The sequence below is a fragment of the Pseudooceanicola nanhaiensis genome (assembly GCF_020171315.1).
Classification (GTDB): Bacteria; Pseudomonadota; Alphaproteobacteria; order Rhodobacterales; family Rhodobacteraceae; genus Pseudooceanicola; species Pseudooceanicola nanhaiensis_A.
Genome location: NZ_JAIUZP010000004.1, coordinates 328,091 through 353,676 on the forward strand (window position 1 = coordinate 328,091; position 25,586 = coordinate 353,676).

Sequence of the window (25,586 nt, forward strand, 5' to 3'; positions counted from 1 at the left end):
CGCGCCCAACCACCCCCGGCACCGGCCCCGGCCCCGCGCGGCCGCCCGACGCCCGGCGGGGCCGCAGATGCCAAGCCACACGGCCCAAACCGGGGCCCAAACCGGGGCCCGCACAGCCCCCCTGCGCCCACCCGGCATTGACCCCCGGGGCCGGGCGTGTTCCATGAACCAACGCCGCCGGGTGCCCGGCGCGCCCGCATGCCAGCAGGCCAGCAGGAAGGACCCCGACGCCGATGATGCGCCCTCTCTACGACTGGACGATCCGCCTTTCGGATCACCCGCGCGCCCTCTGGGCGCTTGCCCTCGTGGCCTTCATCGAAAGCTCTGTCTTCCCGATTCCGCCGGACCTGCTGATGATCCCGATGATCCTTGCCCGGCCCTCGCGCGCGTGGCTGATCGCCCTCGTGGCCATGGTGGCCTCGGTGCTGGGCGGTCTGTTGGGCTATGCCATCGGGGCCTTTGCCTTCGACAGCATCGGCCAGCCGATCCTCGAATCCCTCGGCAAGGGCGACCAGATGGCCGCCTTCAACGAGAAGTTCAACGACATGGGCTTCTGGGCCGTGTTGGGTGCGGGCATCACGCCGTTCCCCTACAAGGTGATCACGATCATGTCGGGCTGGACCGGCATGCCGATGGCGACCTTCATCGTCACCTCGATCATCGCGCGCGGCATCCGCTTCTTCCTGATCGCCGCGCTGCTGTGGAGGTTCGGCTCGCCTATTCGTGACTTCATCGAGAAGCGCCTCGGTCTTGTCTTCACGGCGTTTTTCGTGCTCCTCGTCGGAGGGTTCCTGCTGGTGAAGTACCTATGAATTATCGCACGACCGTCCTTCTCGCCGCCGGCGGCTCTGCCGCGCTTCTGCTTGGCGCGCTCGGCTTCCAGTACATCGCGGGCATTCCGCCGTGCAAGATGTGCTACTGGCAGCGCTATCCCCATGCCATTGCCATCGTGATCGGCCTTGCCGCGCTCGTGGTGGGGGAACGCCTGCTCGGCCAGCTTCTGGCGTGGTTTGGGGCGATTGCCGCATTGGCCACCTCCGGCATCGGGGTGTTCCACACCGGCGTCGAACGCGGCTGGTGGGAAGGCCCGACCAGCTGCACCTCCGGCAGCATCGCGGACAAGAGCACCGGCGATCTCTTCGACCAGATCATGAACGCCCCGCTCATCCGCTGTGACGAGGTCGCCTGGTCGCTCTTCGGGCTGTCCATGGCCAGCTGGAACGCGCTCTTCTCGCTGGTGCTGGCGGTGCTGTGGATCCGCGCGGCGCTGATGACGCCCGCGAGGTGAGCCACTCTTCATAAAATGCGTGCCGCCGGGCGGGGGGAGTTCCCGCCCGGCGCGTGCCCGGGATCATCCGGCGAAAAACGATCCCTCCCGAACCATCTCCGGCGCGGCTCTCTCAGTGGAGCCTTCGACGGGAGACCATAGCGGCACGGAGCACACGGCCTTCGGCGGTGCTCAACACGGGAAGCGCGGCGGGCATCCATGCCACCGTCTTCGCAAGTCCTGGAAAAACCTCGTTCAGTTCAGCCTGCTGCGCCGGAGTCATCTGGGACCGGTCCGCGGCGCCGATGCGCAGCGTGGCCGCCGGCAGCCCGTTGGCCCGCACGACCACATGGCTGTCGCAGAGCAGTTGGAAATAGCTCACCGCGGCCATGTCGTGATCCAGCCGGATGTGATCCCCCACCAGCGCCCGCGCCGGCACGAGGACCTCGCGCTCGGAGAAGTAGAGCTGCGCGGCCGCATGTTCGAGGCAGACGAGATGCTGCTGCGACAGGCGCAGGTCGCGATACGGCAGGCCCCGGCCAAGCGCATCCTTCGGCAGAAGCACCGGCAGCAACCGGCGGCGGACATGGGGCATCTGGTTGGTCAGCCCGAAGTGGCGGCGAAAGACGCAGCGCAGGGGATGGGCCGTCCCATCCGTGGCCAGAACCCTGTCGCCGGGGGCGAGGTCTTCGACCGGAACCTCGCCCTCCGGCGTCGAGATCAGCGTGCCAAGTGTGAAGCAGACAGGCGTGATCCCGTCGTAGGGAACCGCTTCAGCGTTGAGGATCGTCGCGATCTGCCCCTCGCTGGCTGGTTCACCATCCGGATAATAGAAAAAGATGTGGTCCCCGACGGCGAAGAGGACGACCGTGACCTCGGCGCCGGTGCCGGTGATGCGCGTCCCCTGCACCATCCCGGCCCGTGCCGTGCCGGTCCCGATATAGGTCACCGGCCGCCCGCAGAAGGTCGAGAGCCCGTCGTCGGCGCTGCTCCACCGGTCCTCGACGGTGACCACTTCACCCACCATGGGGGTGCCGAAGTCCTTGAGGACAAGTGTCGCGTCAGGCGACAGAAGATGCGTGGGGAGACGGGTCCCGACATAGGGGACCACAGTGATGTTTGCACTGGGCATTGCTTAACCTGCTCACTCGATAACCATACGCGGCGAACACGTCCGACCGGAAACAACAACAAGAGCCGGACAACCACGCTGGACACTTTTGACGTGCCCTTGAGAGCAAGTGTGTTAACGAATTGGGGCAGGATTGTGGCGAAATGATCCATTCAAGACTAACATTATCACTTATCCGCCTTTGCATGGTTGCAAGGCAGGCGGAGAGCGGCCCCGGTGCCGTCTTCCCCCCGCAGCTTGATCCCCGCCGCCGCCGGCTCTAGCAGGGGGCATGGGGGAGGACCGCATGACAGGACTTTACGACGACGATCACGTGGCGGCGCTTGCGGCGGGGCTGCCCGCGCTGCTGCCCGCATGGGGCCTCGCGGAGGAGAGCGAGGTATCGCTGCTAAGCCTTTCCGAGAATGCGACTTTCCTCGCCCGCCCGCCCGGCGGGACGGCGCCGGTCGTGCTGCGCGTCCATCGCCCGGACTATCACCGGCGGGAGGAGATCGCCGCCGAACTGGCCTGGATCGAGGCCCTGCGCACGGCGGAGATCCTCGTCACCCCCGCGCCCCTGCCGCTGCGCGACGGCGGCCATATCGCCGAGCTGGCGCTGCCCGGAGAGACGCGGCAGGTGGTCGGCTTCCGCTTCCTCTCGGGGCGCGAACCTGATCCGGACGCGGCCCTAGTGCCGGGATTCGAGAAGCTGGGCGCGCTCTCCGCCCGGTTGCACCGCCACGTCCGGGGCTGGACGCTGCCCGCAGGGCTCACCCGCAAGACCTGGGATTTCGAGGCCGCCTTTGGCCCGCGTCCGCTCTGGGGCGACTGGCGGGCGGCCCCGGGCCTCACCGCCGAAGGCCGCGCCGTGCTGGAAGACCTTTGCACCACGCTGAGGGAGCGGCTCGCCGCCTATGGCACGACGCCGGATCGCTTTGGCCTGATCCATGCCGACCTGCGCCTCGCCAACCTGCTGGTCGAGGGCGACCGGATCGGCGTCATCGACTTCGACGACTGCGGCTTCTCGTGGTTCCTCTACGATTTCGCGGCCGCGATCTCCTTCCACGAGACGCATCCGCTGGTGCCCGCGCTGCAGGCAGCCTGGCTGCGGGGCTACGAAAGCATCGCCCCCCTGCCCCCCGAGGCGGCCGAGATGCTGCCGGTGCTGGTCCTCTACCGCCGCCTGCTGCTGACCGCCTGGATCGCCTCCCATGGCGAGACAGAGACCGCGCAGGCGACCGGGCTGTCCGCCTATACCGAGGGCACCCTGCAGTTGGCCCGCGCCTTCCTCGCCCGGGGCTGAGCCCCGGGATCAGACCGCCGCCCCGCCCTCCGCCACGAGCGCGAGGAAGTTCCGCAGCGTGGGCGCCGCATCCTCCCGCCGCCAGGCGATGCCGGTTTCCAGAAGCGGCGCCTCCCCCGCCAGATCGCGATAGGCCACCCCGGCGCGGGCGAGGTTGCGCAGCGACTGCGGCACCAGCGCGATGCCCATCCCGGCAGAAACGAGGCTGATGATCGTCTGCATTTGGATCGCGTGCTGCGCCACCTGCGGGCGCACGCCCTGCGCGGTGTAGAACCCGGTCACGAGGTCATGGAAAAGCGGCGCGGCCCGGCGCGGGAAGACGATCAGCGGCTTGTCCACCACCGCCTCCGGCGGCAGCGGGCCCCTGCCCGGCGGCAGCCGGCCCGAGGCGCACCAGCTTTCTGGCACGGCGGCCACCAGCGGCTCCACCAGCAGGCGGCGATAGGCCAGCACCTCGGGCAGCGGATCGTCGCCATGGGGGATCAGGATGCCCGCCTGCCCCCGCCCCTGCGCCAGTGCCGCGATCTGCATGTCGCTGGTCATCTCGGTCAGCGACAGGTCCACCCCGGGAAACCGCGCGCGGAAGCCCTGCACCAGTGCGGGCAGGACGGAGTAATCGGCGGTCGAGACGAAGGAGAGCTCCAACCGCCCCGCCGCGCCCCCGCGCAGCTGCTCGGCCGTTTCGGACAGCGCATCGACCCCACCGACCGCGCGGCGCACATGGGGCAGGAAATCCGCACCGAAAGGCGTCAGCGCCACAGAGCGCCGGGTGCGGGCAAAGAGCGGCGCACCCAGATCGGTCTCCAGCGCGCGGATCGACTGCGAGAGCGGCGGCTGGGTCATGCCCAGTTTCTCGGCGGCGCGGCCGAAGTGCAGCTCCTCCGCCACGGCGAGGAAATGGCGCAGCTGGCGCAGGTCCATGATCCGCCTTTCATATCCACAGCGACCCAATCAGAGCAGAATAATATATTTCACTCTCGCTTTCGAGGGCTGTAGGGTCCGCGCGACCAGATTCAGAGGGAGGGTTCGATGCCCCGCTATCGTTCGAGAACCAGTACCCACGGCCGCAACATGGCCGGCGCCCGTGGCCTGTGGCGCGCCACCGGCATGAAGGACGGCGACTTCGGCAAGCCGATCATCGCCATCGTGAACTCCTTCACCCAGTTCGTGCCGGGCCACGTCCACCTCAAGGACCTCGGCCAGCTGGTCGCGGCCGAGGTCGAGAAGGCCGGCGGCGTCGCCAAGGAATTCAACACCATCGCGGTGGATGACGGCATCGCCATGGGCCACGACGGGATGCTCTACTCCCTGCCCTCGCGCGAAGTGATCGCCGACAGCGTCGAGTACATGGTCAACGCCCACTGCGCCGACGCCATGGTCTGCATTTCCAACTGCGACAAGATCACCCCCGGCATGCTGATGGCCGCCATGCGCCTCAACATCCCCGCGATCTTCGTCTCGGGCGGGCCGATGGAAGCGGGCAAGATCGACCTCGCCTCGCTCGACGTGAAGAAGATCGACCTTGTCGACGCCATGGTCGCCGCCGCCTCGGACGCCTACACGGACGAGCAGCTGCAGCACATCGAGGAAAACGCCTGCCCGACCTGCGGGTCCTGCTCGGGCATGTTCACCGCCAACTCGATGAACTGCCTCGCCGAAGCGCTTGGCCTTGCCCTGCCGGGCAACGGCTCGACGCTGGCCACCCACGCCGACCGCAAGCACCTCTTCCTTGAGGCAGGCCGCAAGATCGTCGAGATCACGCGGCGCCACTACGAGCTGGAAGAGCACGGGCTGCTGCCGCGCGAAATCGCGACCTTCGAGGCCTTCCAGAACGCCATGTCGCTGGACATCGCCATGGGCGGGTCGACCAACACCGTGCTGCACCTGCTGGCGATCGCCAACGAGGGCGGCGTGGACTTCACCATGGACGACATCGACAAGCTGTCGCGCAAGGTGCCCTGCCTGTGCAAGGTCGCGCCCAACATCGAGAACGTCCACATGGAAGACGTCCACCGCGCCGGTGGCATCTTCTCGATCCTCGGCGAACTCTCCCGCGCGGGGCTGCTGCACAACGACTGCGCCACGGTCCATTCGACCACCATGGGTGAGGCGATTGCCCATTGGGACATCAAGGTCGCCAACAACCCCGAGGCCGAGCAGCTCTTCCGCGCGGCCCCCGGCGGCGTGCGCACCACGCAGGCCTTCTCGACCGAGAACCGCTTCAAGGAGCTCGACACCGACCGTGAGAAGGGCGTGATCCGCTCCAGGGAGCACGCCTTCAGCCAGGATGGCGGCCTTGCGGTGCTCTTCGGCAACATCGCCGAGGACGGCTGCATCGTGAAGACCGCGGGCGTGGATGCCTCGATCCTGAAGTTCACCGGCACGGCCCATGTCTGCGAAAGCCAGGACACCGCCGTGAACGACATCCTCACCGGCAAGGTGAAAGAGGGTGACGTGGTGGTGATCCGCTACGAAGGCCCGCGCGGCGGTCCGGGGATGCAGGAGATGCTCTATCCGACGAGCTACCTGAAGTCGAAGGGCCTCGGCAAAGCCTGTGCCCTGCTGACCGACGGGCGGTTCTCGGGCGGGACCTCGGGCCTCTCCATCGGGCATGTCTCGCCGGAAGCGGCCGAGGGCGGCACCATCGGGCTGGTCGAAAAGGGCGACAAGATCGAGATCGACATCCCGAACCGCACCATCCACCTCGCCGTGGACGACGCCACGCTGGCCGCACGCCGTGCCGCGCAGGAGGCCAAGGGCTGGCTGCCGGCCGAGAAACGCACGCGCAAGGTGTCGACCGCGCTGCAGGCCTACGCGGCGCTGACCACCTCCGCCGCCAAGGGCGCGGTGCGCGACGTGACCCAGCTGACCGGCGCCAAGCCGCGCGGCTGAGCCGCGAAGATTGGCCAAGAGGCCGTGACAGATTCGATCCCGCCCCGGTCTCCGGGGCGGGATTTTTCATAGGTGGCGCAGGGGGCTGTCTGCCCCCCACGGGGCCTGCGGCCCCTCCCCCCGAGGATATTTTTGAAACGAAAAAAGGGGGCGACGGGAGAGACGACGGGGCGGGTGTTTTACGGCCATGAAAAAACCCCCACCCGTCCGGGTGGGGGTCAGTCCTGCCGACCAGAGAGTTGAATACCGCCCGGTTGCTCGCCTGTAAGCCTGGCCGGCGCGGGGCGCGGCGCACCGCTCCCCTGATCTCTGCGCGCCCCCGGGGTCTTGGGTCCCGGGGGCGCGCGCCTTCAGCTGCAGCCCGAGGTGGCGCCGCAGGTGTTGCACTTCATGCAGGTGCCGTTGCGCACCAGCGTGTAATTTCCGCAATCGCCGCAGGCCTCGCCCTCGTAGCCCTGCATCTTGGCCTTGGCCCGCGCGTCCATTGAGACCGCGCCGGAGGCCAGCGCCGTGCTGCCGCTGGCGGTGGCCGCCGTGCTGGCCGCACGGGTTTCGGGTACCAGGGTCTGCAGCGCCGCCGTCGCATCGCCCGAGAAGGCGGTGGCCCCGGCATAGCCGCCCTGAAGCACCACCAGTTCCTGCGGCAGACGCTTGCGCAGATAGCCGGTGGAGCTGACCTGCTTCAGCATCTCCAGCGAGGCATTGGCGGTTTCCTCGCGCAGTTCGCTGACGTTGGAGACACCCTCTTTCGCATGGCCCTGTCCCAGGTCGTCGAAGGTGGTGCCCTGCGGCTTCACATGGGCGAGGTCCGTGCGGTCGAGGTAGGAGACCGCCAGTTCGCGGAAGATGTAGTCGAGGATCGACGTGGCGTTCTTGATGCTGTCGTTGCCCTGCACCATCCCCGCCGGTTCGAACTTGGTGAAGGTGAAGGCGTCGACGAATTCCTCCAGCGGCACGCCGTATTGCAGGCCGACCGAGACCGCGATGGCGAAGTTGTTCATCATCGCCCGGAAGCCCGCGCCTTCCTTGTGCATGTCGATGAAGATCTCGCCAAGGGAGCCGTCGGAATATTCGCCGGTGCGCAGGTAGACCTTGTGACCGCCCACCATCGCCTTCTGGGTATAGCCCTTGCGGCGGTCGGGCATCTTCTCGCGGCCGCGGGCCACTTCCTTGATGACCACCTTCTCGACGATCTTCTCGGCGAGGACGGCGGCCTTTTCCTGCGGGGTGCCGGTCTCGAGGATCTCGGCGGCCTCGTCGTCATCCTCCACCAGGGCTGCGGCCAGCGGCTGGGACAGTTTCGAGCCGTCGCGGTAGAGCGCGTTGGCCTTGATCCCCAGCGACCACGACAGCTCGTAAGCCTTCTGGCAGTCCTCGATGGTGGCGTTGTTGGGCATGTTGATCGTCTTGGAGATCGCGCCCGAGATGAAGCTCTGTGCCGCCGCCATCATGGTGATGTGGCTGTCGACCGAGAGGAAGCGCTTGCCCCGCTTGCCGCAGGCATTGGCGCAATCGAAGATCGCGTAATGCTCTTCGCGCAGGTGGGGCGCGCCTTCCAGCGTCATGGTCCCGCAGACGTGGTCGTTCGCAGCCTCGATGTCCTTCTTGGAGAAGCCGAGGTGACGCAGCAGGTCGAAGGTCGGATCGGTCAGCTTCTCTGCCGGGATGCCCAGCGGGCCGGTGCAGAACTCCGCCCCCAGCGTCCACTGGTTGAAGACGAAGCGGATGTCGAAGGCGGTGCCGAGGGCGGCCTCGATCTTCTCCAGCTCTGCCGGGCCGAAGCCGTGGCCGATGAGCGAGGTGTGGTTGATCCGGGGCGCATTGCCCAGGGTGCCGTGCCCCACCGCGTAGCCGATGATCTCCTCGATCTGGGCCGAGCCATAGCCCAGCTTCTCCAGCGCGGCAGGGACCGAGCGGTTGATGATCTTGAAGTAGCCGCCACCGGCGAGTTTCTTGAACTTCACCAGGGCGAAGTCAGGCTCGATCCCGGTGGTGTCGCAGTCCATGACGAGGCCGATCGTGCCGGTGGGCGCGATGACCGAAACCTGCGCATTGCGATAGCCATGCTTCTCGCCCAGCGTCAGGGCGTTGTCCCAGGCCGCCGTGGCGCGGTCGATCAGGCGGGCATCTGGGCAGTTGGCGTGATCCAGCGCCACCGGCTTGATCGCCAGCTTCTCGTAGCCCTCGGACTTGCCATGGGCGGCGGTGCGGTGGTTGCGGATCACCCGCAGCATGTGGAAGGCGTTGCGCTCGTAGCCCGGGAAGGTGCCCAGCTCGCCCGCCATCTCGGCCGAGGTGGCATAGGCCACGCCGGTCATGATCGCGGTCAGCGCGCCGCAGAGCGCCCGGCCCTCGTCGCTGTCATAGCCGAAGCCCATATTCATCAGCAGGCCGCCGATGTTGGCATAGCCAAGCCCGAGGGTGCGGAAGTCATAGGACAGCTGGGCGATTTCCTTGGAGGGGAACTGCGCCATCAGCACCGAGATTTCCAGCGTCACGGTCCACAGACGGGTGGCATGCTCGTAGTCCTCGACCTGGAACACGCCGTCCTTGAGGAAGGTCAGCAGGTTCATGGAGGCAAGGTTGCAGGCCGTGTCGTCGAGGAACATGTACTCGGAGCACGGGTTGGAGCCGCGGATTTCCCCGTCTTCCGGGCAGGTGTGCCAGGCGTTGACGGTGTCGTGGTACTGGATGCCCGGATCGGCACAGGCCCATGCCGCGTGGCCGATGTCTTCCCAGAGGTCGCGCGCCTTGATGGTCTTGGCGATCTTGCCGTCGGTGCGGTTGATCAGCGCCCAGTCGGCATCGTCTTCGACGGCCTTCAGGAAGGCATCGGTGACGCGGACGGAGTTGTTGGAGTTCTGCCCCGAGACCGAGGCATAGGCCTCGCTGTCCCAGTCGGTGTCGTAGGTCGGGAACTCGATGCTGTCATAGCCCTGCTTGGCGTAATCCAGCACGCGCTTGATGTAGGTCTCGGGGATCGAGCAGCTCTTGGCCGCGCGGATCGCCTTCTTCAGCCCTGCGTTCTCGGCCGGGTCATAGGCGGCCTCGGCGCTGCCGTCCCACTCGCGGATCGCCGCGAAGATGTGGTTCAGCTGCTTCTCGTGCATCTTGGAACCGGCGACGATGGAGGCAACCTTCTGCTCCTCCTTCACCTTCCAGTTGATGTATTCCTGAATATCCGGGTGATCGGCATCGACGATCACCATCTTGGCGGCGCGTCGGGTTGTCCCCCCCGACTTGATTGCGCCCGCCGCACGATCCCCGATCTTCAGGAAGCCCATCAGACCGGAGGATTTGCCACCACCCGACAGTCTCTCACCTTCCGCACGGAGCGATGAGAAGTTTGTGCCCGTTCCCGAGCCGTATTTGAACAGGCGCGCCTCGCGCACCCAGAGATCCATGATGCCGCCATCGCCCACGAGATCATCCGCAACGGACTGGATGAAACAGGCGTGGGGCTGGGGATGTTCGTAGGCCGAGGCCGACTTGGTCAGTTTCCCCGACACGTGATCGACGTAGTAGTGGCCCTGGCTGGGGCCGTCGATGCCATAGGCCCAGTGCAGGCCGGTGTTGAACCACTGCGGGCTGTTGGGCGCCGCGCGCTGCGTCGCCAGCATGAAGCGCATCTCGTCGTAATAGGCGCGGGCGTCCTCCTCGGTGGAGAAATAGCCGCCCTTCCAGCCCCAGTAGGTCCATGCGCCGGCGAGGCGGTCAAAGACCTGTTTGGCCGAGGTTTCGCCGCCGATCGCGGTGTCGGCCTTCGCAGGGACAGAGCGCCAGAGGAACTCGGGCACGCCCTTCTCGCGGACCTTCTTCACCTCTGCGGGCACGCCCGCCTTGCGGAAATATTTTTGGGCGATGACGTCGCTTGCGACCTGGCTCCAGCCCGCGGGAATTTCGACGTCGTCGAGACGGAAGACGATGGTCCCGTCCGGATTGCGGATTTCGGAAGCGGTCGTGATGAACTCCAGCTCCGCGTAAGCGTCCTGCCCGGCCTTGGTAAACTTACGTTCGATCTGCATTGCAAAAGTGCCCCTAGAATCCCGTTGTCTGCCTCAACCGCTTTCTGACGGCCGGTTGTCCGGTCTTTGGACACGGGGGGACGAATGCCGCCGCGGCGCACGCCCCGGGGCCATTTCCTCGTACTGGAAACACTGAACTGAGATGACTGTCCCAACGCATCCGGTCGACACTAAATCTGGTGCTCTTCTGACCGGTCTCTACAATTTGATGTGATAACACCTAGAGGGTCAACCGAATTTTGAGATTCTTTGCTCTTGACCAGCCACGCCCTGCAAAAGGCGATTCTGCGCCTCCGGGGAGGTCTGGGAAAGCCTTTGAGAAACCATGTTTTTCGGGAAAATCCGGCGCGATGCGGTAGCAAGACAAGGGGTGGACGCGCGCCCTGCCCCGGCCCTGTGCGCCTGCTGCCCCGCGCTGAATTGCCCGAAATCGCGGCGTTTTGCGGGCACCATATCTGGGGATAAACCGCGGGCCCGCACCAGATCGGCCCGCAGGGCTGGTTACCCACAGGCTGTGGACGACTCATCCGCGCCCGCAGGGGCGGCGGCGTTGGTGCATATCTTGTGGAAGGAAGAAGTGGTCGGGGCGGCGAGATTCGAACTCACGACCCCCTGTACCCAAAACAGGTGCGCTACCAGACTGCGCTACGCCCCGGACCGTGGGAGGTCTCTATCCTGCCGGTCAGGATTTGAAAAGCGACATTTGCCCTGCGCCCTGCCCGAAGGTTTCCGGCGCCCGCAGGCGGAGCGCCTGCGATACGAGGGCAACCAGCCGCGGCAGCGGGCGGCCGCCGTTCAGGCGCAGGACGGGGCAATCCTGCTGCATCAGCCAGAGTTCGTGCTGGTGTCGGCTGCGGCCGTGGAACCCGGGATCGTCGTATCGAGCCGCCCAGTCCCGGAAGCCGCTGTGGATCGCGTGCATATCCCCGCCCGGCGCGATGCGGTCGCCAAAGCGGCTCCGCTCGCGCGCCTCGAGGCGCGACAGCCGGACCGAGGTGGCCGTGCAGAGGAACACGATCAGGTCGGCCTCCTCGATCAGGGGATCGCCCCAGCCGTCGAAGGAGCCGCTCATCACCCAGCCCGCCGCGCCGCGATCGGCCTCGATCATGCGGATGCGATCCAGAACCGGGCGGTGGTGGGTATAGGGGGGATCGGTGGGGAGCCAGAAGTAGTCGTCCACATCGAGATGCGGCACGGTCCAGGCCCGCGCCAGGTGCTGGCCGAGTGTCGTCACGCCGGAGCAGGCCGCGCCGGTCAGGTATATGCGGGGCTCGATAGACATGACAATTTGATAGAACCGCGCCGCTCATGCTGCAAGTGCGCAGTATAGCGCAGCTGCATTGCAGCAAACGCCCGCCCCTCTGGGCCGGGGATCGGTGTCTGTCAGGATGGACCGTTGGGAACGGGCCGCCCCGGCCCTGTCAGCAGGGCCAGGCCGCCTTGTCCTGCGGGATCGCCGGGTGGCGCAGCTGGCTGCCCGGGACGATCCCCATGGCGGCGGCCAGACCGCCGTTGATCTCCAGCACGAACTGGATCCCGGCGCCGCCGGGCAGCGGCGTGTCGTCGTGCGGCTTGGCCTCGGCCGCGATGCGCTGCACCGTGCCGGTGGCATCCATGTAGATGATATCCAGCGGGATCAGCGTGTTGCGCATCCAGAAGGCCACGTCCGGCTGGGGCATCGGGTAGACGAAGAGCATCCCGTGGCTCATGCGCATGGAGGGCCGGTTCATCAGGCCCTTGGCCCGTTCCCCCGGCGACTGCGCCAGTTCGACCGAGAACCGCGCGGTGCCCCAGTCGCCGCGCAGCTGCACCGCATCCTGGCGGCACTGCGCCTGCGGCTCCTGCTGGGCGGTCACGGGCGCGGCTGTCGCGGCCGACAGCCCCGCCCCTGCAAGACAAAGCCCCAAACTCAGGGCGATCCGACGGATCATACGCTCGTTACCACTGTCGTGCCTTCCTTGGTGGCCGCTTCCCAGGCGAATATCTGAGTCGCCATGCGGCCACGGCGTCCTTCCATGATCCGCATCGCGAGCGCCTCGCCCGGTTGCAGGTCTGCCAGACCCGACGCGCGCAGCACTTCGACATGGATGAAGACATCTTCAGGCCGTCCGAAGACATTTGCAAACCCGAAGCCTTTCACCTTGTCGAACCACTTCACCCGTGCAGGTTCCAGCGGTGCCGCGGCCAGGTCTTCGGGTGCGAGACTCTGAAAGTCCTCCAGCACCGCCGCCTGGCTCTGCGGGATCTCGATATCGAGAAGCTCCGTCGCCTGCACGCCCCGCGCGGTCTGCTGGGCCATGATGGTGACCCGCGCCGCATCGGCAATCGTGCTTTGACCGAAGTTCCTCAATACGTTCGCATGTAGCAGGATGTCAGGGCCACCCTCGTCAGACACAACAAATCCGAAGCCACGCGCCGGATCAAACCACTTAACAACCCCCGTCATCCTACGGATATCACTTCCGCGTTCCGTCAATCCTCTTACCTTCTTTTCTTGGCTCACATCTCCCACCGTAAGCCGGGGGAAATTACCTCTAAATCAGTGCTCAGCGCGACATGGCTGCATGAGATCGTCACGTTAAGTGACTTTTTTGCCTAAGCCGGCTTACTTTCGCCTCATGCACGAGCCTGATTTGAGCCTCGTCAAGGGTTCAGACGTATAGTTGACCACGGATCTTCCTTTGTGGGGCGGGTCCAGCGGAAGCGGTCATGAAGACGAAACGCCCCGTCGGCCCAGAATTCGATTTCAACCGGAGTGAGCCGGTAACCCCCCCAAAACGTCGGACGGGACGGATTGGTTCCCTTCTGCGCCGTGATTTTTGCGACCTCGGCCATCAGCGCCCCGCGCGAGGACAGCGGCTGCGACTGGTGCGAGGCCCAGGCCCCCAGCCGCGATTTCAGCGAGCGGGAGGCGTAGTAGGCGTCCGCCTGCTCTCCATCTTCCCGGGTGACCGTGCCGCGCACCCGGATCTGCCGGCGCAGCGTCTTGGAGTGCCAGACGAAGGCCGCCTTCCCTGCCCCGTCGATTTCCTGAGCCTTTACGCTGGTATAATTGGTGTAGAACACAAAGGCCGCGTCCTCGATCTCCTTCAGCAGGACCATGCGCACGTTGGGCAGACCGTCGGCATTGACCGTCGACAGCGCGATCGCGTTCGGGTCGTTCGGCTCGGTCTTCTCGGCCTCGGCCAGCCAGCTGCGGGCCAGCACGAAGGGATCATCGCCCGCAAAAATTCCTTCCCTGTCGGCCATCCTGCTATCCTTTCCGAAAATCACATAGGCGCCAGTGCGGGGCTGCAGAGCCGGCACCGGCAAAGTTAAAGCGCCGGTCTTGATGCCCCATCGCCAATCGCCTAAAGGATTTCCACCGGGAATGACAGGTCGGAGAAGAGCAGATGTCCAACAACCTGATGGCAGGCAAGCGCGGTCTTATCATGGGCCTTGCGAACGATAAGTCCATCGCATGGGGCATCGCCAAGGCCTGCGCCGACGCTGGTGCAGAGCTGGCGTTCAGCTACATGGGGGATCAGTTCAAGAAGCGGGTGATCCCGCTGGCGGAACAACTGGGGGTGGAACACCTCTATGATTGCGACGTCTCCTCGGACGAAAGCATCGACGCCTGCTTCGCGGCGCTCGAGAAGGACTGGGGCACGATCGACTTCATCGTCCACGCCATCGGCTTCTCGGACAAGAACGAGCTGCGCGGGCGCTACGTCGACACCAGCCGCGGCAACTTCAAGATGACGATGGACGTCTCGGTCTTCTCCTTCACTGCCGTGGCCAAGCGCGCAGAGAAGCTGATGCCGAACGGCGGCTCGATGCTGACGCTGACCTATTACGGCGCCGAACAGGTGATGCCGCACTACAACGTGATGGGCATCGCCAAGGCCGCGCTGGAAGCCTCCGTCATGTATCTGGCCGAGGACCTCGGCAAGGACGGCATCCGCGTGAACGCGATCTCGGCCGGCCCGATCAAGACGCTGGCGGCCTCCGGTATCGGCGATTTCCGCTACATCCTGAAATGGAACGAACTGAACTCGCCGCTGCGCCGCAACGTGACGATCGAGGACGTCGGCAATGCCGCGCTCTACCTGCTGTCCGATCTGGGCCGCGGGACCACCGGCGAGAACCTGCACGTGGACGCGGGCTACCACGTGGTCGGCATGAAGGCCGTCGACGCGCCCGATATCGACAAGAGCTGAGGGCCGCGCGCGGCCCTGCCAGGAGGACCAGTGATGGACAAACTGCCCCACGAGAAAGGGTTCCACATCAGCTGGGACCAGATTCACCGCGACAGCCGCGCGCTTGCCTGGCGGCTGGACGGCCACGGGCCCGATGACGGCAACTGGCGCGCGGTGGTGGCGATCACCCGGGGCGGCATGGCCCCGGCGATGATCATCGCCCGCGAGCTCGACATCCGCACCGTCGATACGATCTCGGTCAAGAGCTACAACCACCAGAAGCAGATGGATGCCGTGGTGCTAAACGCCCCCGACGCCGAGCTGATGGGCGACGGCACCGGCGTGCTGGTGATCGACGACCTGGTGGACAGCGGCAAGACGCTGGAACTGGTGCGCAAGCTCTACCCTAAGGCGCATTTCGCAACCGTCTATGCCAAGCCCAAGGGCCGGCCGCAGGTCGACAGCTACATCACGGAAGTGAGCCAGGACACCTGGATCTTCTTCCCCTGGGACATGGCGATGCAATACGTCAAACCCTACCGCGGGACCGACTGACCCTGCAGGGGGCTCTGCCCCCATTGCGCTGACGCGCAATGCCCCCGGAGGTATTCGGGGAAAGATGACAGCCGCAGCTGAGCGCCCCTGCCATCTTTCGCTCTGAAATATCCTCGGGGGGAGGCCCCGCAAGGGGCGGGGGGCAGACAGCCCCCCTCCCGTCCCCAAGGCCATTCCTCACGCCGGAGACCGTCATGACCCAGCCCCTGCCCCGCACCGCCACCACGTTTTCCCCGCCGGTGCCGGAAAGCCGCCGCTGGATCGACGGCGTGACCTTCCCGCCCGAGCGCCCGCTGCTGAACGTCAGCCAGGCCGCGCCGGTGGACCTGCCGCCGCTGGCGCTGCGCGAGGTGATCGCAGAGGCCGCGCTGAACGATCCCCAGGCCCATCTCTATGGCCCCGTACTCGGCATGCCTGCTTTGCGCGAGGAACTGGCCGCCTCGATCATGCGGCGCTACGGCGGCGCGGTCTCGGCCGGTCAGATCGCCATCACCTCGGGCTGCAACGAGGCCTTCTGCGCCGTCACCTCCACCCTGCTGGGCGAGGGTGACGAGGCGCTGCTGCCGACGCCGTGGTACTTCAACCACAAGATGTGGCTCGACATGATCGGGGCCAAGACGGTGCCGCTGAAGACCGGCGATGACCTGCTGCCCGATCCCGAACTGGCCCGCGCGCTGATCACGGATCGCACCCGGGTGATCGTGCTGGTCTCGCCCAACAACCCCTCCGGCGTGGAATACCCGGCCGAACTGATCGCGGCCTTCCGCGACCTTGCGCGGGAAAAGGGCCTCGCCCTGATCGTGGACGAGACCTACCGCGATTTCCATTCCCTGCCCGGCGCGCCCCATGATCTCTTCACCGATCCCGACTGGGACGACACGCTGATCCACCTCTACTCCTTCTCCAAGAGCTATCGGCTGACCGGGCACCGCGTCGGCGCCGTGGCCACCAGCGTCGCGCGGCTGGCGGAGATCGAGAAATACCTCGACACGGTCACCATCTGCCCGGCGCAGCTGGGGCAGATCGCGGCGCTCTGGGGGCTGCGCAACCTCGACCAGTGGGTCGCGGGTGAACGCGAGGAGATCCTCGCCCGCCGCCGCGCCGTGGAAGAGGCGCGCCCGGTGCTGGAAAGCGGCGGCTGGTCGGTGCTCGGCTGCGGGGCCTATTTCGCCTACATGGCGCATAGCTCTGACACGCCCTCAGACGAGCTGGCCCCGCGGCTGGTGCGCGAGGCCGGCGTGCTGATGCTGCCGGGCACGATGTTCATGCCCACCGACGACCTGTCGGGCAAACGCCAGATGCGCGTGGCCTTCGCCAACGTCGACCGTGACGGCATCGCGGAACTGGCCCGCAGGCTGGCGGCGCACGGGGGCTGAGGCCTTTCCATCCCCCCTAGACGACCAGAGATGAGGGCAGCGCCGTCCCGCAGGGTGGCGCGATAGCGCTGCCCGGCCTCTCGGCCGGTCGGGACAGGCAGAGGGCACTGTGACAGTGCCGGCCCAATCCGCCCCGGCGCCCCACCTGACCCGCTCGTGATCCTGCCGGGCACCCCCGGCGCCCTCGCCCCCTTGTTCCCCGCCCCGGGCCGGACTAGACAGTTCCGGCGCCAAAGGGAGTGGATCATGGCAACCAAGAAATCCAACGTCGCAATGTGGGTCGTGATGGGCCTGCTGATCCTCGGCCTCGGGGGCTTCGGCGCGACGAGTATCAGCACCGGACCGCGCTCCGTCGGCTCTGTCGGCGGCAACGAGATCACGGTCAACGAATATGCCCGTGCCCTGCAGTCGGAACTGCGCGCGATCCAGTCCCAGACCGGGCAGGCGCTGAGCTTCGAACAGGCGGAACAATTCGGCCTGACCGAAGGCGTCCTGCAGAAGCTGATCGCGGACAAGGCGCTCGACAACGAGGCCGCCCGCCTCGGCGTCTCGGTGGGCGACGAGACCCTGCGCGACCAGCTGGTGACGATCCAGGCCTTCCAGGGCCTCGACGGCAACTTCGACCGCGACGCCTACCGCTTTGCCCTGCAACAGTCGGGCCTGTCGGAAAGCGAGTTCGAGAAGAGCCTGCGCGACGACACCACCCGCACCATCCTGCAGGCCGCCGTGGCGACCGGGGTGAAGATGCCCGCCACCTATGTCGACACGATCCTCGATTTCGTGGCCGCGCGCCGCAACGTGACCTTCGCCCGTCTGACCGAGGGCGACATCACCACCGGCCTCCCCGTGCCCTCGGACGAAGACCTCAAGGCCTTCTACGACGCGCATATCGACCAGTACACCGCCCCCGAAAAGAAGCGCATCACCTACGCCTGGCTGACGCCCGAGGACCTCGTCGACACGGTCGAGATCGATGATGACCTGATCCGCCAGCAGTACGAGGCCCGAGCGGACGAGTTCAACCGGCCCGAACGGCGCCTTGTCGAACGCCTGGTCTTCCTCGACGAGGCCACCGCCCAGACGGCGCTCGACAGCGTGACCTCGGGCGAGACCGATTTCGACGGCCTCGTGGCCGACCGCGGGCTGACGCTCTCGGACGTGGACATGGGCGACGTGACCGAAGACACGCTTGGCGCCGCCGGTGCCGCCGTCTTCGCCGCCACCTCCGGTGACGTGGTGGGCCCGGTCGAGACCGACCTCGGCCCCGCCCTCTTCCGCGTCAACGGCGTGCTGCCCGCGCAGGAGACGCCGCTGGACAGCGCTCGGCTGATCATCCGCGAAGACCTCGCCATGGACCGTGCCCGCCGTCAGGCCGAGGGCGAGGCCGAACCCGCCGAGGATCTCCTCGCAGGGGGCGCCACGCTGGAGGAACTGGTGGAGGAGACCCCGCTGACCCTCGGCACGATCGACTGGTCGGACGGCATCGGCGAAGGCATCGCGGCCTACGGCGGCTTTGACGCCTTCGCGGCCGAGCTGACCGCCGATGACTATCCCGAGATCCACGTCCTCGAAGACGGCACGATCTTTGCCATGCGCCTCGACGAGACGCTGCCCCCCGCGCCCGAACCCTTCGAGGACGTGAAACCGCGCCTCACGGGCGCATGGGAAGCCGAGCAGACCGTGAAGATCCTGACCGAGCGTGCCGAAGGCGCCATCGGCCGGATGCAGGAAGGCGCCACCTTCGAGGCCGCCGGCCTGACGCCTCAGACGCAGGAAGGCCTGATGCGCAGCGACACGATCCTCGGCATGCCCGCCAGCATCACCGAGGCGATCTTTGCCATGGAGCCCGGCGACGTGATCACGCGCGCGGCCTTCGGCTCGGTGATCGTGATCCGCCTCGATGACATCCTGCCCCCGGACGAGGACGCCCCGCAGGTCGCCCAGACCCGTCAGCAGCTGGCCAGCCAGACCGACGGGTCTCTGGCGCAGGATCTCTACAGCGCCTATGCCGCCGACCTGCGCGACCGGGCCGGGATCAAGATCAACCGCACGGCCATTGACGCGGTGCATGCGCAGTTCCGCTGAGGTCTGGAGCCGGAGGCTCCGGCCCGGACAGCGCCCGGAGAGGCCCCACGGGCCTCGGGCAGATCGGCGCGATCCGAGCGGACAGGGAACGAAAAAAGGGCGCCTTCGGGCGCCCTTTGTCATTGCCGGTGTCAGACGACGCCCGTGCCCTGTGTCATTGCCGGGGCCAGACGACGCCCGTGCCCTGTGTCATTGCCGGGGCCAGACGATCCCGGCGCTCTTGTCCACAGTGTGGGTCCTGTCAGGCGGCGGCGCGGGCGCCCTGCCCTGCCGGGCATTGACCGTTCACCGTCGCGGGCGGCCTCAGGCCCGGATCACTCGACACCGCCCGCCTTCAACGCGGCGGAGACCGGCGCGAGGGCCACGCGGCTGGCGCGGTCCTGAAGCCCCCAGAGCAGCAGCGCCGAGATCGTGTCGGCACGCATTCGGCCCACCATGATCACCGCGCCCTCCTGTCCCGCGCGGAAGGCCGCGTGGTCGAGGAAGCGGCGGATCACCGTGGCGTCCTGCCCGTCATTGTCGAAATCCCGGAACAGCGTGGCGGCGGGCACGCCCTCGCGGACGGCCATCTTGCGCACGGTGTCGAGCCCGTTGGGATAGAGCAGCAGCCCCAGCCCGTCGCCCGCGGCGATGCCCGACAGCTGATCCGCCGCGGCGCGGTCCGCCTGTATGCCGGTGCCGTCGCCCTCCATCACGCCCACGGCCTGCGGCAGGGTGCGGCGCCAGTCTTCCATGGCGGTCTCGGCGTCCATCGCCGTGGCGCCCTCGGGCAGGTTGGCGAGGATCATCACCTCGAAGCCCGCCGCACGGTAGCGTTCCATCGCCTCGGTCGCGCCGGACCATGCCGGGTCGATGGCGAAGCTCAGCGGATAGGGGAAACTGGCCAGCGCCGCGAGGCCGATGGGGCTGGAGCCGTCGTCGATCAGCACGACCGACATCAGCGGCTTGTCCTCGGGGTTGGCGAAGGGGGCTGCGAAACGCTCGATCGCCGGGCCGTTCTCGGCCACGGGCGCCGGGGCGGGCGCCACCTCCACCGGGGTGTCCTGCGCGCCGACGGCAGGCAGACGCCCCCCGGTGACACCCTCGGCCATCCGGCTCGTCAGCGTGCCGGCCCGGGCGCCCGGCAGGCGGATCGCGCCGTCGGAGCTGTCATCGGTGGTGCGCGGCAGAACCCGGGGCGCGGGCGGCGGCGTGTCGGTCTGGGCCTCGGCCATCCGCTCGCCCTCGGGCGCGGCGGGGCGCAGGCCGGGCGTGGCGTCGGGTGCCGTGACGGCATCGCCCTCCGGCAGGGCCGGGACGGCCTCGGCCAGACGGGGCGCATCGGCGGCACCGGGGGTGGTATCCACCTCGGGGCGCGCGGGCGCGGGCTCGCGGCTGGCGTCCTGTTCGGGGGCGGGCTGGTCCGGTGCCGCGGGCAGATCGGGGGCGATGACCGCGCCTGCCGGGGCGGCGGCGAGGCCGCTGGCCCCCTGCTCGGCCGGTGCCGTACCCGCAGGCGCGGCGGGGGCGGAGAGCGCGGGATCGGGCCGCGCCGGCTGGTCGGGCTGGCCGGGTGTGCTTTCGCTGCCGGGCGAGGTCAGGTCACGGGGCTGCGGCGCGGCCAGCGGGGCATCGGCAGTGGCGGGTGCCCGGGGCGTCGCGCCCTCGGCGGGCGTGGCCGGGGCGGCGGGCTGCGCATCGGGGATCGTGGGGGCGATCGCGGTTTCCAGCATCGGGGTGACGGCAGTGACGTCCGGCGCGGATGTGTCCCCGTCCGGCGCGGTGGTTTCAGGCTCTGCCGCGGTGGTCTCCTCCGCAGGCGGGGCGGCGGCCTCCGGCGTCTGCGCGGCCGGGGGCGTTGCGTCGTCGGGCGTCGCATCGGGCGCGGGCGGGCTTTCCGCTGCTGTCGCTACGTCGCCCTCACCCTCGGCCTTGCCGTTCCCGGGGCCGCTTTCCGATCCCGCGTCAGATACCTCATCCGGCGCAGAGGCCGGCTCGGGGTCGGCGGCTTCCTCGGCGGGGGCGCCTGCGCCCTGCCGCTGGTGGGCCGTGCCGTTGAGCGAGGTGACCGCCACGGCAAGCGCCGAAATGATCACGCCCCAGAAAATCCCTGCGATAAGTCCGCGAACCACTGCCCTGCCTCTTCCTCTGCCAGCCCGATCGGGTGCCGTGCCTGCGGCATCCCCGCGGGACGGGCGCGCCTCTTGACGCTGCCTGCCCCCCTTGGGCATGTATAGCGCGACCGCGCCCGGTGTCTCCAGCCTTATCGGCAGGGGAGAGCGGGCCAATCCATTGAAATAGCCTAACACATGACCGGCCCCCGGCCCATCCGTTGGTGAGCCTCTGCCCGGCCCGGTAAAGGCCACAGACCAAGTCGCGGGCCAGACCGCGCCGGAGGACCCCCATGAGTGACGCCCTGAAACCCCTGATCGCCGCCGCCGTCGACCGCCCGCTGACCCGCGAGGAGGCCCGCGCCGCCTTCGACATCCTGTTCGACGGCGCGGCCACGCCCGCGCAGATCGGCGGTCTGCTGATGACCCTGCGGGTGCGCGGCGAGACGGTCGAGGAATACGCCGGCGCCGCCGCCGCCATGCGCGCCAAGTGCCGCCCCGTGACCGCGCCCGCGGGCGCCATCGACATCGTCGGCACCGGCGGCGATGGCAAGGGCACGCTGAACATCTCCACCGCCACCGCCTTCGTGGTGGCCGGCGCGGGCGTCCCCGTGGCCAAGCACGGCAACCGCAACCTCTCGTCCAAGTCGGGCTCGGCCGATGCGCTCGCCCAGATGGGCGTGAACGTCATGGTCGACGCCGACGTGGTGGAAAAGGCGCTGGAGGAGGCGGGCATCGCCTTCATGATGGCCCCGATGCACCACCCCGCCATGGCCTATGTCGGCCCCGCGCGGCAGGAACTGGGGACGCGGACTATTTTCAACATCCTCGGCCCCCTGACCAACCCGGCCAGCGTCAAGCGCCAGCTCACAGGCACCTTTGCCCGGTCGCTCTGCCGCCCGATGGCGGAAACGCTGGGCCAGCTCGGCTCGGAACGCGCTTGGCTGGTCCACGGCTCGGACGGCACTGACGAGATGACAATCACCGGCGTCAGCTGGGTCGCCGCGCTGGAACTCGACGGCTCCGTCCGCGAGATCGAACTCCACCCCGAGGATTTCGGTCTGCCGGTCCATCCCTTCGAGGAGATCGTCGGCGGCTCGCCTGCCGAGAATGGCCGCGCCTTCAAGGCCCTGCTGGAAGGGGCACAGAACGCCTACCGCGACGCGGTGCTGCTGAACGCCGCCGCCGCGCTGACGCTGGCGGACAAGGCCGCCGACCTCAAGGAAGGCGTCGCCATGGCCCGCGAGAGCATCGACTCGGGCCGGGCGCTTGCCTGCGTGCAGAAGCTGGCCGCGATCACCGCCGCCGACGCCACCTGACGCCGCCATGATCCCCGATACCTCCCGGCTGGGCGGCTGGTCCGCCCTGCCCTTCTTCCGCGATGCCTACCCGGCCCTTGCCGAGAAGCTCGCCGCTGACAGCCGCACGATCCTGCCGCCCGCCGGTCAGGTCTTTGCCGCACTGGAGATGGTGCAGCCCGCGGACGTCCGCGTGGTCATCCTCGGACAGGACCCCTACCCGACACCGGGCCATGCCCATGGCCTCGCCTTCTCGGCCGAAGCCGAGGTGCGCCCGTTGCCGCGCTCCCTTGGCAATATCTACAAGGAGATGGTCGAGGACCTCGGCGCCTGCCCGCCCAATGCGGACCTGCGGTTTCTTGCCCGACAGGGGGTGCTGCTGCTCAACACCGCGCTGACGGTGCCTGCGGGCGATGCGGGCGGCCATTCCAAGCTCGGCTGGTCCCGCCTGACGGCAGAGGTCATCGGCCACCTCGCCGACAGCCCCCGCGCCTTCCTACTCTGGGGCCGCCCGGCGCAGGGCTATGCCAAGTACATCACCGGCCCGGCGATGGGCCAGCCGAAGCACCTGATCGTTGAGAGCCCGCACCCCTCGCCGCTCTCGGCCCGGCGCGGCTTTTTTGGCTCCCGGCCATTTTCAACGGTGAACAACTGGCTTAGGGAAAGGGGCGAAGACGAGATCAACTGGACCACGCCGGAGGGCATATGACCGGAACCGTTCTGGACCGCATCAAGGCCTACAAGCTCGAGGAAGTCGCCGCCGACAAGGCCGCCGTTCCCTATGCCGAGGTCGAGGCCGCCGCACAGGCCGCCTCCCCCGTGCGCCCCTTCGGCGCCGCGCTGATCAAGGCGCAGCAGGCAGGCTACGGGCTGATCGCCGAGGTCAAGAAGGCCTCCCCCTCCAAGGGTCTGATCCGCGCGGATTTCGACCCCGCGACGCTGGCCGCCGCCTACGAGGCCGGGGGCGCCACCTGCCTCTCCGTGCTGACCGACACGCCGTCGTTCCAGGGCGCGAAACCCTTCCTGCAGGAGGCCCGCGGCGCCGTCACGCTGCCCGTGCTGCGCAAGGATTTCATGTACGACACCTACCAGGTGGCCGAGGCCCGGGCGCTTTGTGCCGACTGCATCCTGATCATCATGGCCTCGGTGTCCGACGCGCAGGCGGCCGAGCTGGAGGATGCTGCGCTCTCCTGGGGCATGGATGCCCTGATCGAGGTCCATGACGGCGAGGAACTGGACCGCGCGCTGGCGCTGAAATCGCCCCTCATCGGCATCAACAACCGCAACCTCAAGACCTTCGAGACCTCGCTCGACACCACCCGCACGCTGGCGCCCAAGGTGCCCGCCGACCGCATGGTGGTGGGCGAAAGCGGCCTCTTCACGCCCGCCGACCTGGCGGATCTCGCCGGCTACGGCGTACGCAGCTTCCTGATCGGCGAAAGCCTGATGCGGCAAGACGACGTGACGCTGGCCACCAAAACGCTGCTGGCCGATCCCGTGGCGGTGGGCTGATGGGCCGGAAGCTGACCCATTTCGACGACAGCGGCGCGGCCCATATGGTCGACGTCTCGGACAAGGCCGTCACCTCGCGCATCGCCACCGCCGAAGGCTGGGTGAAGATGCAGCCCGAGACGCTGGCGCTGGTGACCGAGAACCGTGCCAAGAAGGGCGATGTCCTGGGCGTGGCCCGGCTCGCCGGAATCATGGGCGCGAAACGCACCGCCGACCTGATCCCGCTCTGCCACCCGCTGCCCGTCACCAAGGTCGCGCTGGAGCTGACCCCGGACGAGAGCCTCCCCGGCGTGCGGATCACCGCCACGGTCAAGACCACCGGCCAGACCGGCGTCGAGATGGAGGCGCTCACCGCCGTCTCCACCGCCGCGCTGACGGTCTACGACATGCTGAAGGCGGCCGAGAAATCCATGGAGATCGGCGGCGTCCGCGTGACCCTGAAGGACGGCGGCAAATCCGGGCGGTACGAGGCATGATCTCCGTCGCCGAGGCGCTGGAGCAGCTCTTCGCCCTGGCAGAGCCGCTCGGCTCCGAGGAGGTCCCGCTGGCCCGCGCCAATGGCCGCGTGCTGACCGCCCCCGTGACCGCGCTGCGCGACCAGCCCCCCTTCCCGGCCTCCGCCATGGATGGCTATGCGGTGATCGGCGACGAGGTCCACCCCGGCGCCCGCTTCACCGTCACCGGCGAGGCCGCCGCGGGCCGGGCCTTCACAGGCAGCGTCGCCCCCGGCGAGGCCGTGCGCATCTTCACCGGAGCCCCGGTCCCTGAGGGCGCCACCCGCGTCGTGATCCAGGAGGACGTGACCCGCGAGGGCACCACGATCACCCTCTCCGACGGGCTCGACAGCGCCACGCATATCCGCGACGCCGGCATCGACTTCGCCCAGGGCCAGACGATCCCCGCCCCGCGCCGCCTGCGCCCGGCCGAGATCGCGCTCGCCGCGTCGATGAACGCAGGCCGCCTCACCGTGGCCCGCCGCCCGAGGGTCGCGCTGATCTCCACCGGGGATGAGCTCGTCCTGCCCGGCGACACGCCCGGCCCCGACCAGATCGTCGCCTCCAACACCTTCGGCCTCGCGGCCCTGCTGGAGGCCAACGGCGCCGAGGCCCGCATCCTCCCCATCGCCCGCGACACGGTCGAGAGCCTGACCACCACCTTCGACCTCGCCATGGATGCCGATCTCATCGTCACCATCGGCGGCGCCTCGGTGGGCGATCACGATCTCGTCGGCCCCGTGGCCCGCGACCTCGGGATGGAGCAGAGCTTCTACAAGGTCGCCATGCGCCCCGGCAAACCGCTGATGGCGGGCCGCCTGCGGGGCGTGCCGATGATCGGCCTGCCGGGCAACCCGGTCTCGGCCATGGTCTGCGGCCATGTCTTCCTGCTGCCGGTGATCGACGCGATGCAGGGCCTGCCCGCCGTCCCCCGCCCCCTGCTGGAAACCACGCTCGCCACCGACATCACCGCCAACGGCCCCCGTGCGCATTACATGCGCGCCCGCCTCACCCCCGAGGGCATTACCCCCTTCGAGAGCCAGGACAGCGCGCTCCTCTCCATCCTCGGCGCCGCCGACGCGCTCCTCGTCCGCCCGCCAAAGGCCCCCGCCGCCAAGGCCGGCACCACGGTCTCCTACCTCCCCCTCTGACCCCCAAGGTGCTCAAAGGGGCCCCAAAGGCCCCTTCTTCATTTTCGTTGCCGAAAATATCCTCGGGGGTGAATTGCGGGCGCAGCCCGCAAGAGGGGGCAGACAGCCCCCTTCAAAAGTCTTTCAAGACTTTTCCCCGCGTCTTGCGCCCACCACGCCCCCAGGCAGGCCCCATAAACCGCCCACCGCCCTCTCCGCCCTGCCCGTTTTCTTCAAAGAAAACGGACCGGAAAATGTGCATTTTCCGGA

Annotated in this window: 21 protein-coding genes and 1 tRNA gene; 13 read left to right on the forward strand and 9 right to left on the reverse strand. The window is 67.9% G+C overall.

Annotation, left to right across the window (positions count from 1 at the left end; genetic code table 11):
* The first annotated feature begins 233 nt into the window (after positions 1-233).
* Entirely contained in the window at positions 234-812 is a 579-nt protein-coding gene (locus LCM32_RS06440) for a YqaA family protein (RefSeq protein WP_224820230.1), read from the forward strand.
* Complete coding sequence (locus tag LCM32_RS06445; protein WP_224820231.1) at positions 809-1,288, forward strand: disulfide bond formation protein B; 480 nt, start codon at positions 809-811, stop codon at positions 1,286-1,288. Before LCM32_RS06440 ends, LCM32_RS06445 begins: the two co-directional genes overlap by 4 nt.
* Positions 1,289-1,400: 112 nt before the next feature.
* Here the strand turns inward: LCM32_RS06445 and LCM32_RS06450 are convergent, their stop codons facing one another.
* On the reverse strand, positions 1,401-2,399 hold the full coding sequence (locus LCM32_RS06450; protein ID WP_224820232.1) for a Hint domain-containing protein: 999 nt from the start codon (positions 2,397-2,399) through the stop codon (positions 1,401-1,403).
* Between the two features lie 286 nt (positions 2,400-2,685).
* On the opposite strand from LCM32_RS06450, the gene LCM32_RS06455 reads away from it, so the two are divergent.
* Positions 2,686-3,681, forward strand: coding sequence for a phosphotransferase enzyme family protein (locus LCM32_RS06455; protein WP_224820233.1), 996 nt, complete (start codon positions 2,686-2,688; stop codon positions 3,679-3,681).
* 9 nt (positions 3,682-3,690) lie between these two features.
* Here LCM32_RS06455 and LCM32_RS06460 read toward each other — a convergent pair whose 3' ends face one another.
* Positions 3,691-4,602 carry a LysR family transcriptional regulator gene (locus LCM32_RS06460; RefSeq protein WP_224820234.1) on the reverse strand — a complete coding sequence of 304 codons (912 nt, stop codon included), beginning with the start codon at positions 4,600-4,602 and terminating at the stop codon, positions 3,691-3,693.
* 108 nt (positions 4,603-4,710) lie between these two features.
* On the opposite strand from LCM32_RS06460, the gene ilvD reads away from it, so the two are divergent.
* Positions 4,711-6,573, forward strand: coding sequence for a dihydroxy-acid dehydratase (ilvD, locus tag LCM32_RS06465; protein ID WP_224820235.1), 1,863 nt, complete (start codon positions 4,711-4,713; stop codon positions 6,571-6,573).
* Positions 6,574-6,923: 350 nt separating this feature from the next.
* Here ilvD and LCM32_RS06470 read toward each other — a convergent pair whose 3' ends face one another.
* The 6 genes from LCM32_RS06470 to pdxH form a co-directional block, all read right to left on the reverse strand.
* A complete protein-coding gene (locus tag LCM32_RS06470; RefSeq protein WP_224820236.1) occupies positions 6,924-10,598 on the reverse strand; it encodes a vitamin B12-dependent ribonucleotide reductase in 3,675 nt (1,224 codons plus the stop codon).
* 578 nt (positions 10,599-11,176) lie between these two features.
* A tRNA-Pro gene (locus LCM32_RS06475) sits at positions 11,177-11,253 on the reverse strand.
* A gap of 27 nt (positions 11,254-11,280) precedes the next feature.
* Positions 11,281-11,880: an adenylate kinase gene (locus LCM32_RS06480; protein WP_224820237.1), complete on the reverse strand. Its 600-nt coding sequence runs from the start codon at positions 11,878-11,880 to the stop codon at positions 11,281-11,283.
* 139 nt (positions 11,881-12,019) lie between these two features.
* Positions 12,020-12,529 carry a DUF192 domain-containing protein gene (locus LCM32_RS06485; protein ID WP_263618108.1) on the reverse strand — a complete coding sequence of 170 codons (510 nt, stop codon included), beginning with the start codon at positions 12,527-12,529 and terminating at the stop codon, positions 12,020-12,022.
* Entirely contained in the window at positions 12,526-13,044 is a 519-nt protein-coding gene (locus LCM32_RS06490) for a cold-shock protein (protein ID WP_224820239.1), read from the reverse strand. The genes LCM32_RS06485 and LCM32_RS06490 overlap by 4 nt, the downstream gene beginning before the upstream one ends.
* Positions 13,045-13,241: 197 nt before the next feature.
* A complete protein-coding gene (gene pdxH, locus LCM32_RS06495; protein WP_224820240.1) occupies positions 13,242-13,847 on the reverse strand; it encodes a pyridoxamine 5'-phosphate oxidase in 606 nt (201 codons plus the stop codon).
* A gap of 143 nt (positions 13,848-13,990) precedes the next feature.
* Here pdxH and fabI point away from each other — a divergent pair, with 143 nt between their 5' ends.
* The 4 genes from fabI (at position 13,991) to LCM32_RS06515 (ending at position 18,792) form a co-directional block, all read left to right on the forward strand.
* The gene (gene fabI / locus LCM32_RS06500; protein ID WP_224820241.1) at positions 13,991-14,797 is read left to right on the forward strand and encodes an enoyl-ACP reductase FabI; all 807 of its coding nucleotides are present in this window, start codon (positions 13,991-13,993) and stop codon (positions 14,795-14,797) included.
* Positions 14,798-14,827: 30 nt separating this feature from the next.
* Positions 14,828-15,331, forward strand: a complete 504-nt coding sequence (gene gpt, locus LCM32_RS06505) for a xanthine phosphoribosyltransferase (protein ID WP_224820242.1) — start codon at positions 14,828-14,830, stop codon at positions 15,329-15,331.
* 194 nt (positions 15,332-15,525) lie between these two features.
* Complete coding sequence (locus LCM32_RS06510; protein ID WP_224820243.1) at positions 15,526-16,707, forward strand: aminotransferase; 1,182 nt, start codon at positions 15,526-15,528, stop codon at positions 16,705-16,707.
* 246 nt (positions 16,708-16,953) lie between these two features.
* Positions 16,954-18,792: a SurA N-terminal domain-containing protein gene (locus tag LCM32_RS06515; protein WP_224820244.1), complete on the forward strand. Its 1,839-nt coding sequence runs from the start codon at positions 16,954-16,956 to the stop codon at positions 18,790-18,792.
* A 314-nt stretch (positions 18,793-19,106) separates the two neighbouring features.
* Here the strand turns inward: LCM32_RS06515 and LCM32_RS22085 are convergent, their stop codons facing one another.
* A complete protein-coding gene (locus LCM32_RS22085) occupies positions 19,107-20,903 on the reverse strand; it encodes a divergent polysaccharide deacetylase family protein (protein ID WP_318246180.1) in 1,797 nt (598 codons plus the stop codon).
* Between the two features lie 272 nt (positions 20,904-21,175).
* On the opposite strand from LCM32_RS22085, the gene trpD reads away from it, so the two are divergent.
* Genes trpD through glp form a run of 5 tightly spaced genes read left to right on the forward strand, consistent with a single transcriptional unit; the run spans position 21,176 to position 25,337 of the window.
* Positions 21,176-22,201, forward strand: coding sequence for an anthranilate phosphoribosyltransferase (gene trpD, locus LCM32_RS06530; RefSeq protein WP_224820245.1), 1,026 nt, complete (start codon positions 21,176-21,178; stop codon positions 22,199-22,201).
* A 7-nt stretch (positions 22,202-22,208) separates the two neighbouring features.
* Positions 22,209-22,889, forward strand: a complete 681-nt coding sequence (locus tag LCM32_RS06535) for a uracil-DNA glycosylase (RefSeq protein ID WP_224820246.1) — start codon at positions 22,209-22,211, stop codon at positions 22,887-22,889.
* Positions 22,886-23,692, forward strand: coding sequence for an indole-3-glycerol phosphate synthase TrpC (gene trpC, locus LCM32_RS06540; RefSeq protein WP_224820247.1), 807 nt, complete (start codon positions 22,886-22,888; stop codon positions 23,690-23,692). The genes LCM32_RS06535 and trpC overlap by 4 nt, the downstream gene beginning before the upstream one ends.
* The gene (gene moaC / locus LCM32_RS06545; RefSeq protein WP_224820248.1) at positions 23,692-24,168 is read left to right on the forward strand and encodes a cyclic pyranopterin monophosphate synthase MoaC; all 477 of its coding nucleotides are present in this window, start codon (positions 23,692-23,694) and stop codon (positions 24,166-24,168) included. Before trpC ends, moaC begins: the two co-directional genes overlap by 1 nt.
* Positions 24,165-25,337: a gephyrin-like molybdotransferase Glp gene (glp, locus tag LCM32_RS06550; protein WP_224820249.1), complete on the forward strand. Its 1,173-nt coding sequence runs from the start codon at positions 24,165-24,167 to the stop codon at positions 25,335-25,337. The genes moaC and glp overlap by 4 nt, the downstream gene beginning before the upstream one ends.
* Positions 25,338-25,586: the final 249 nt, after the last annotated feature.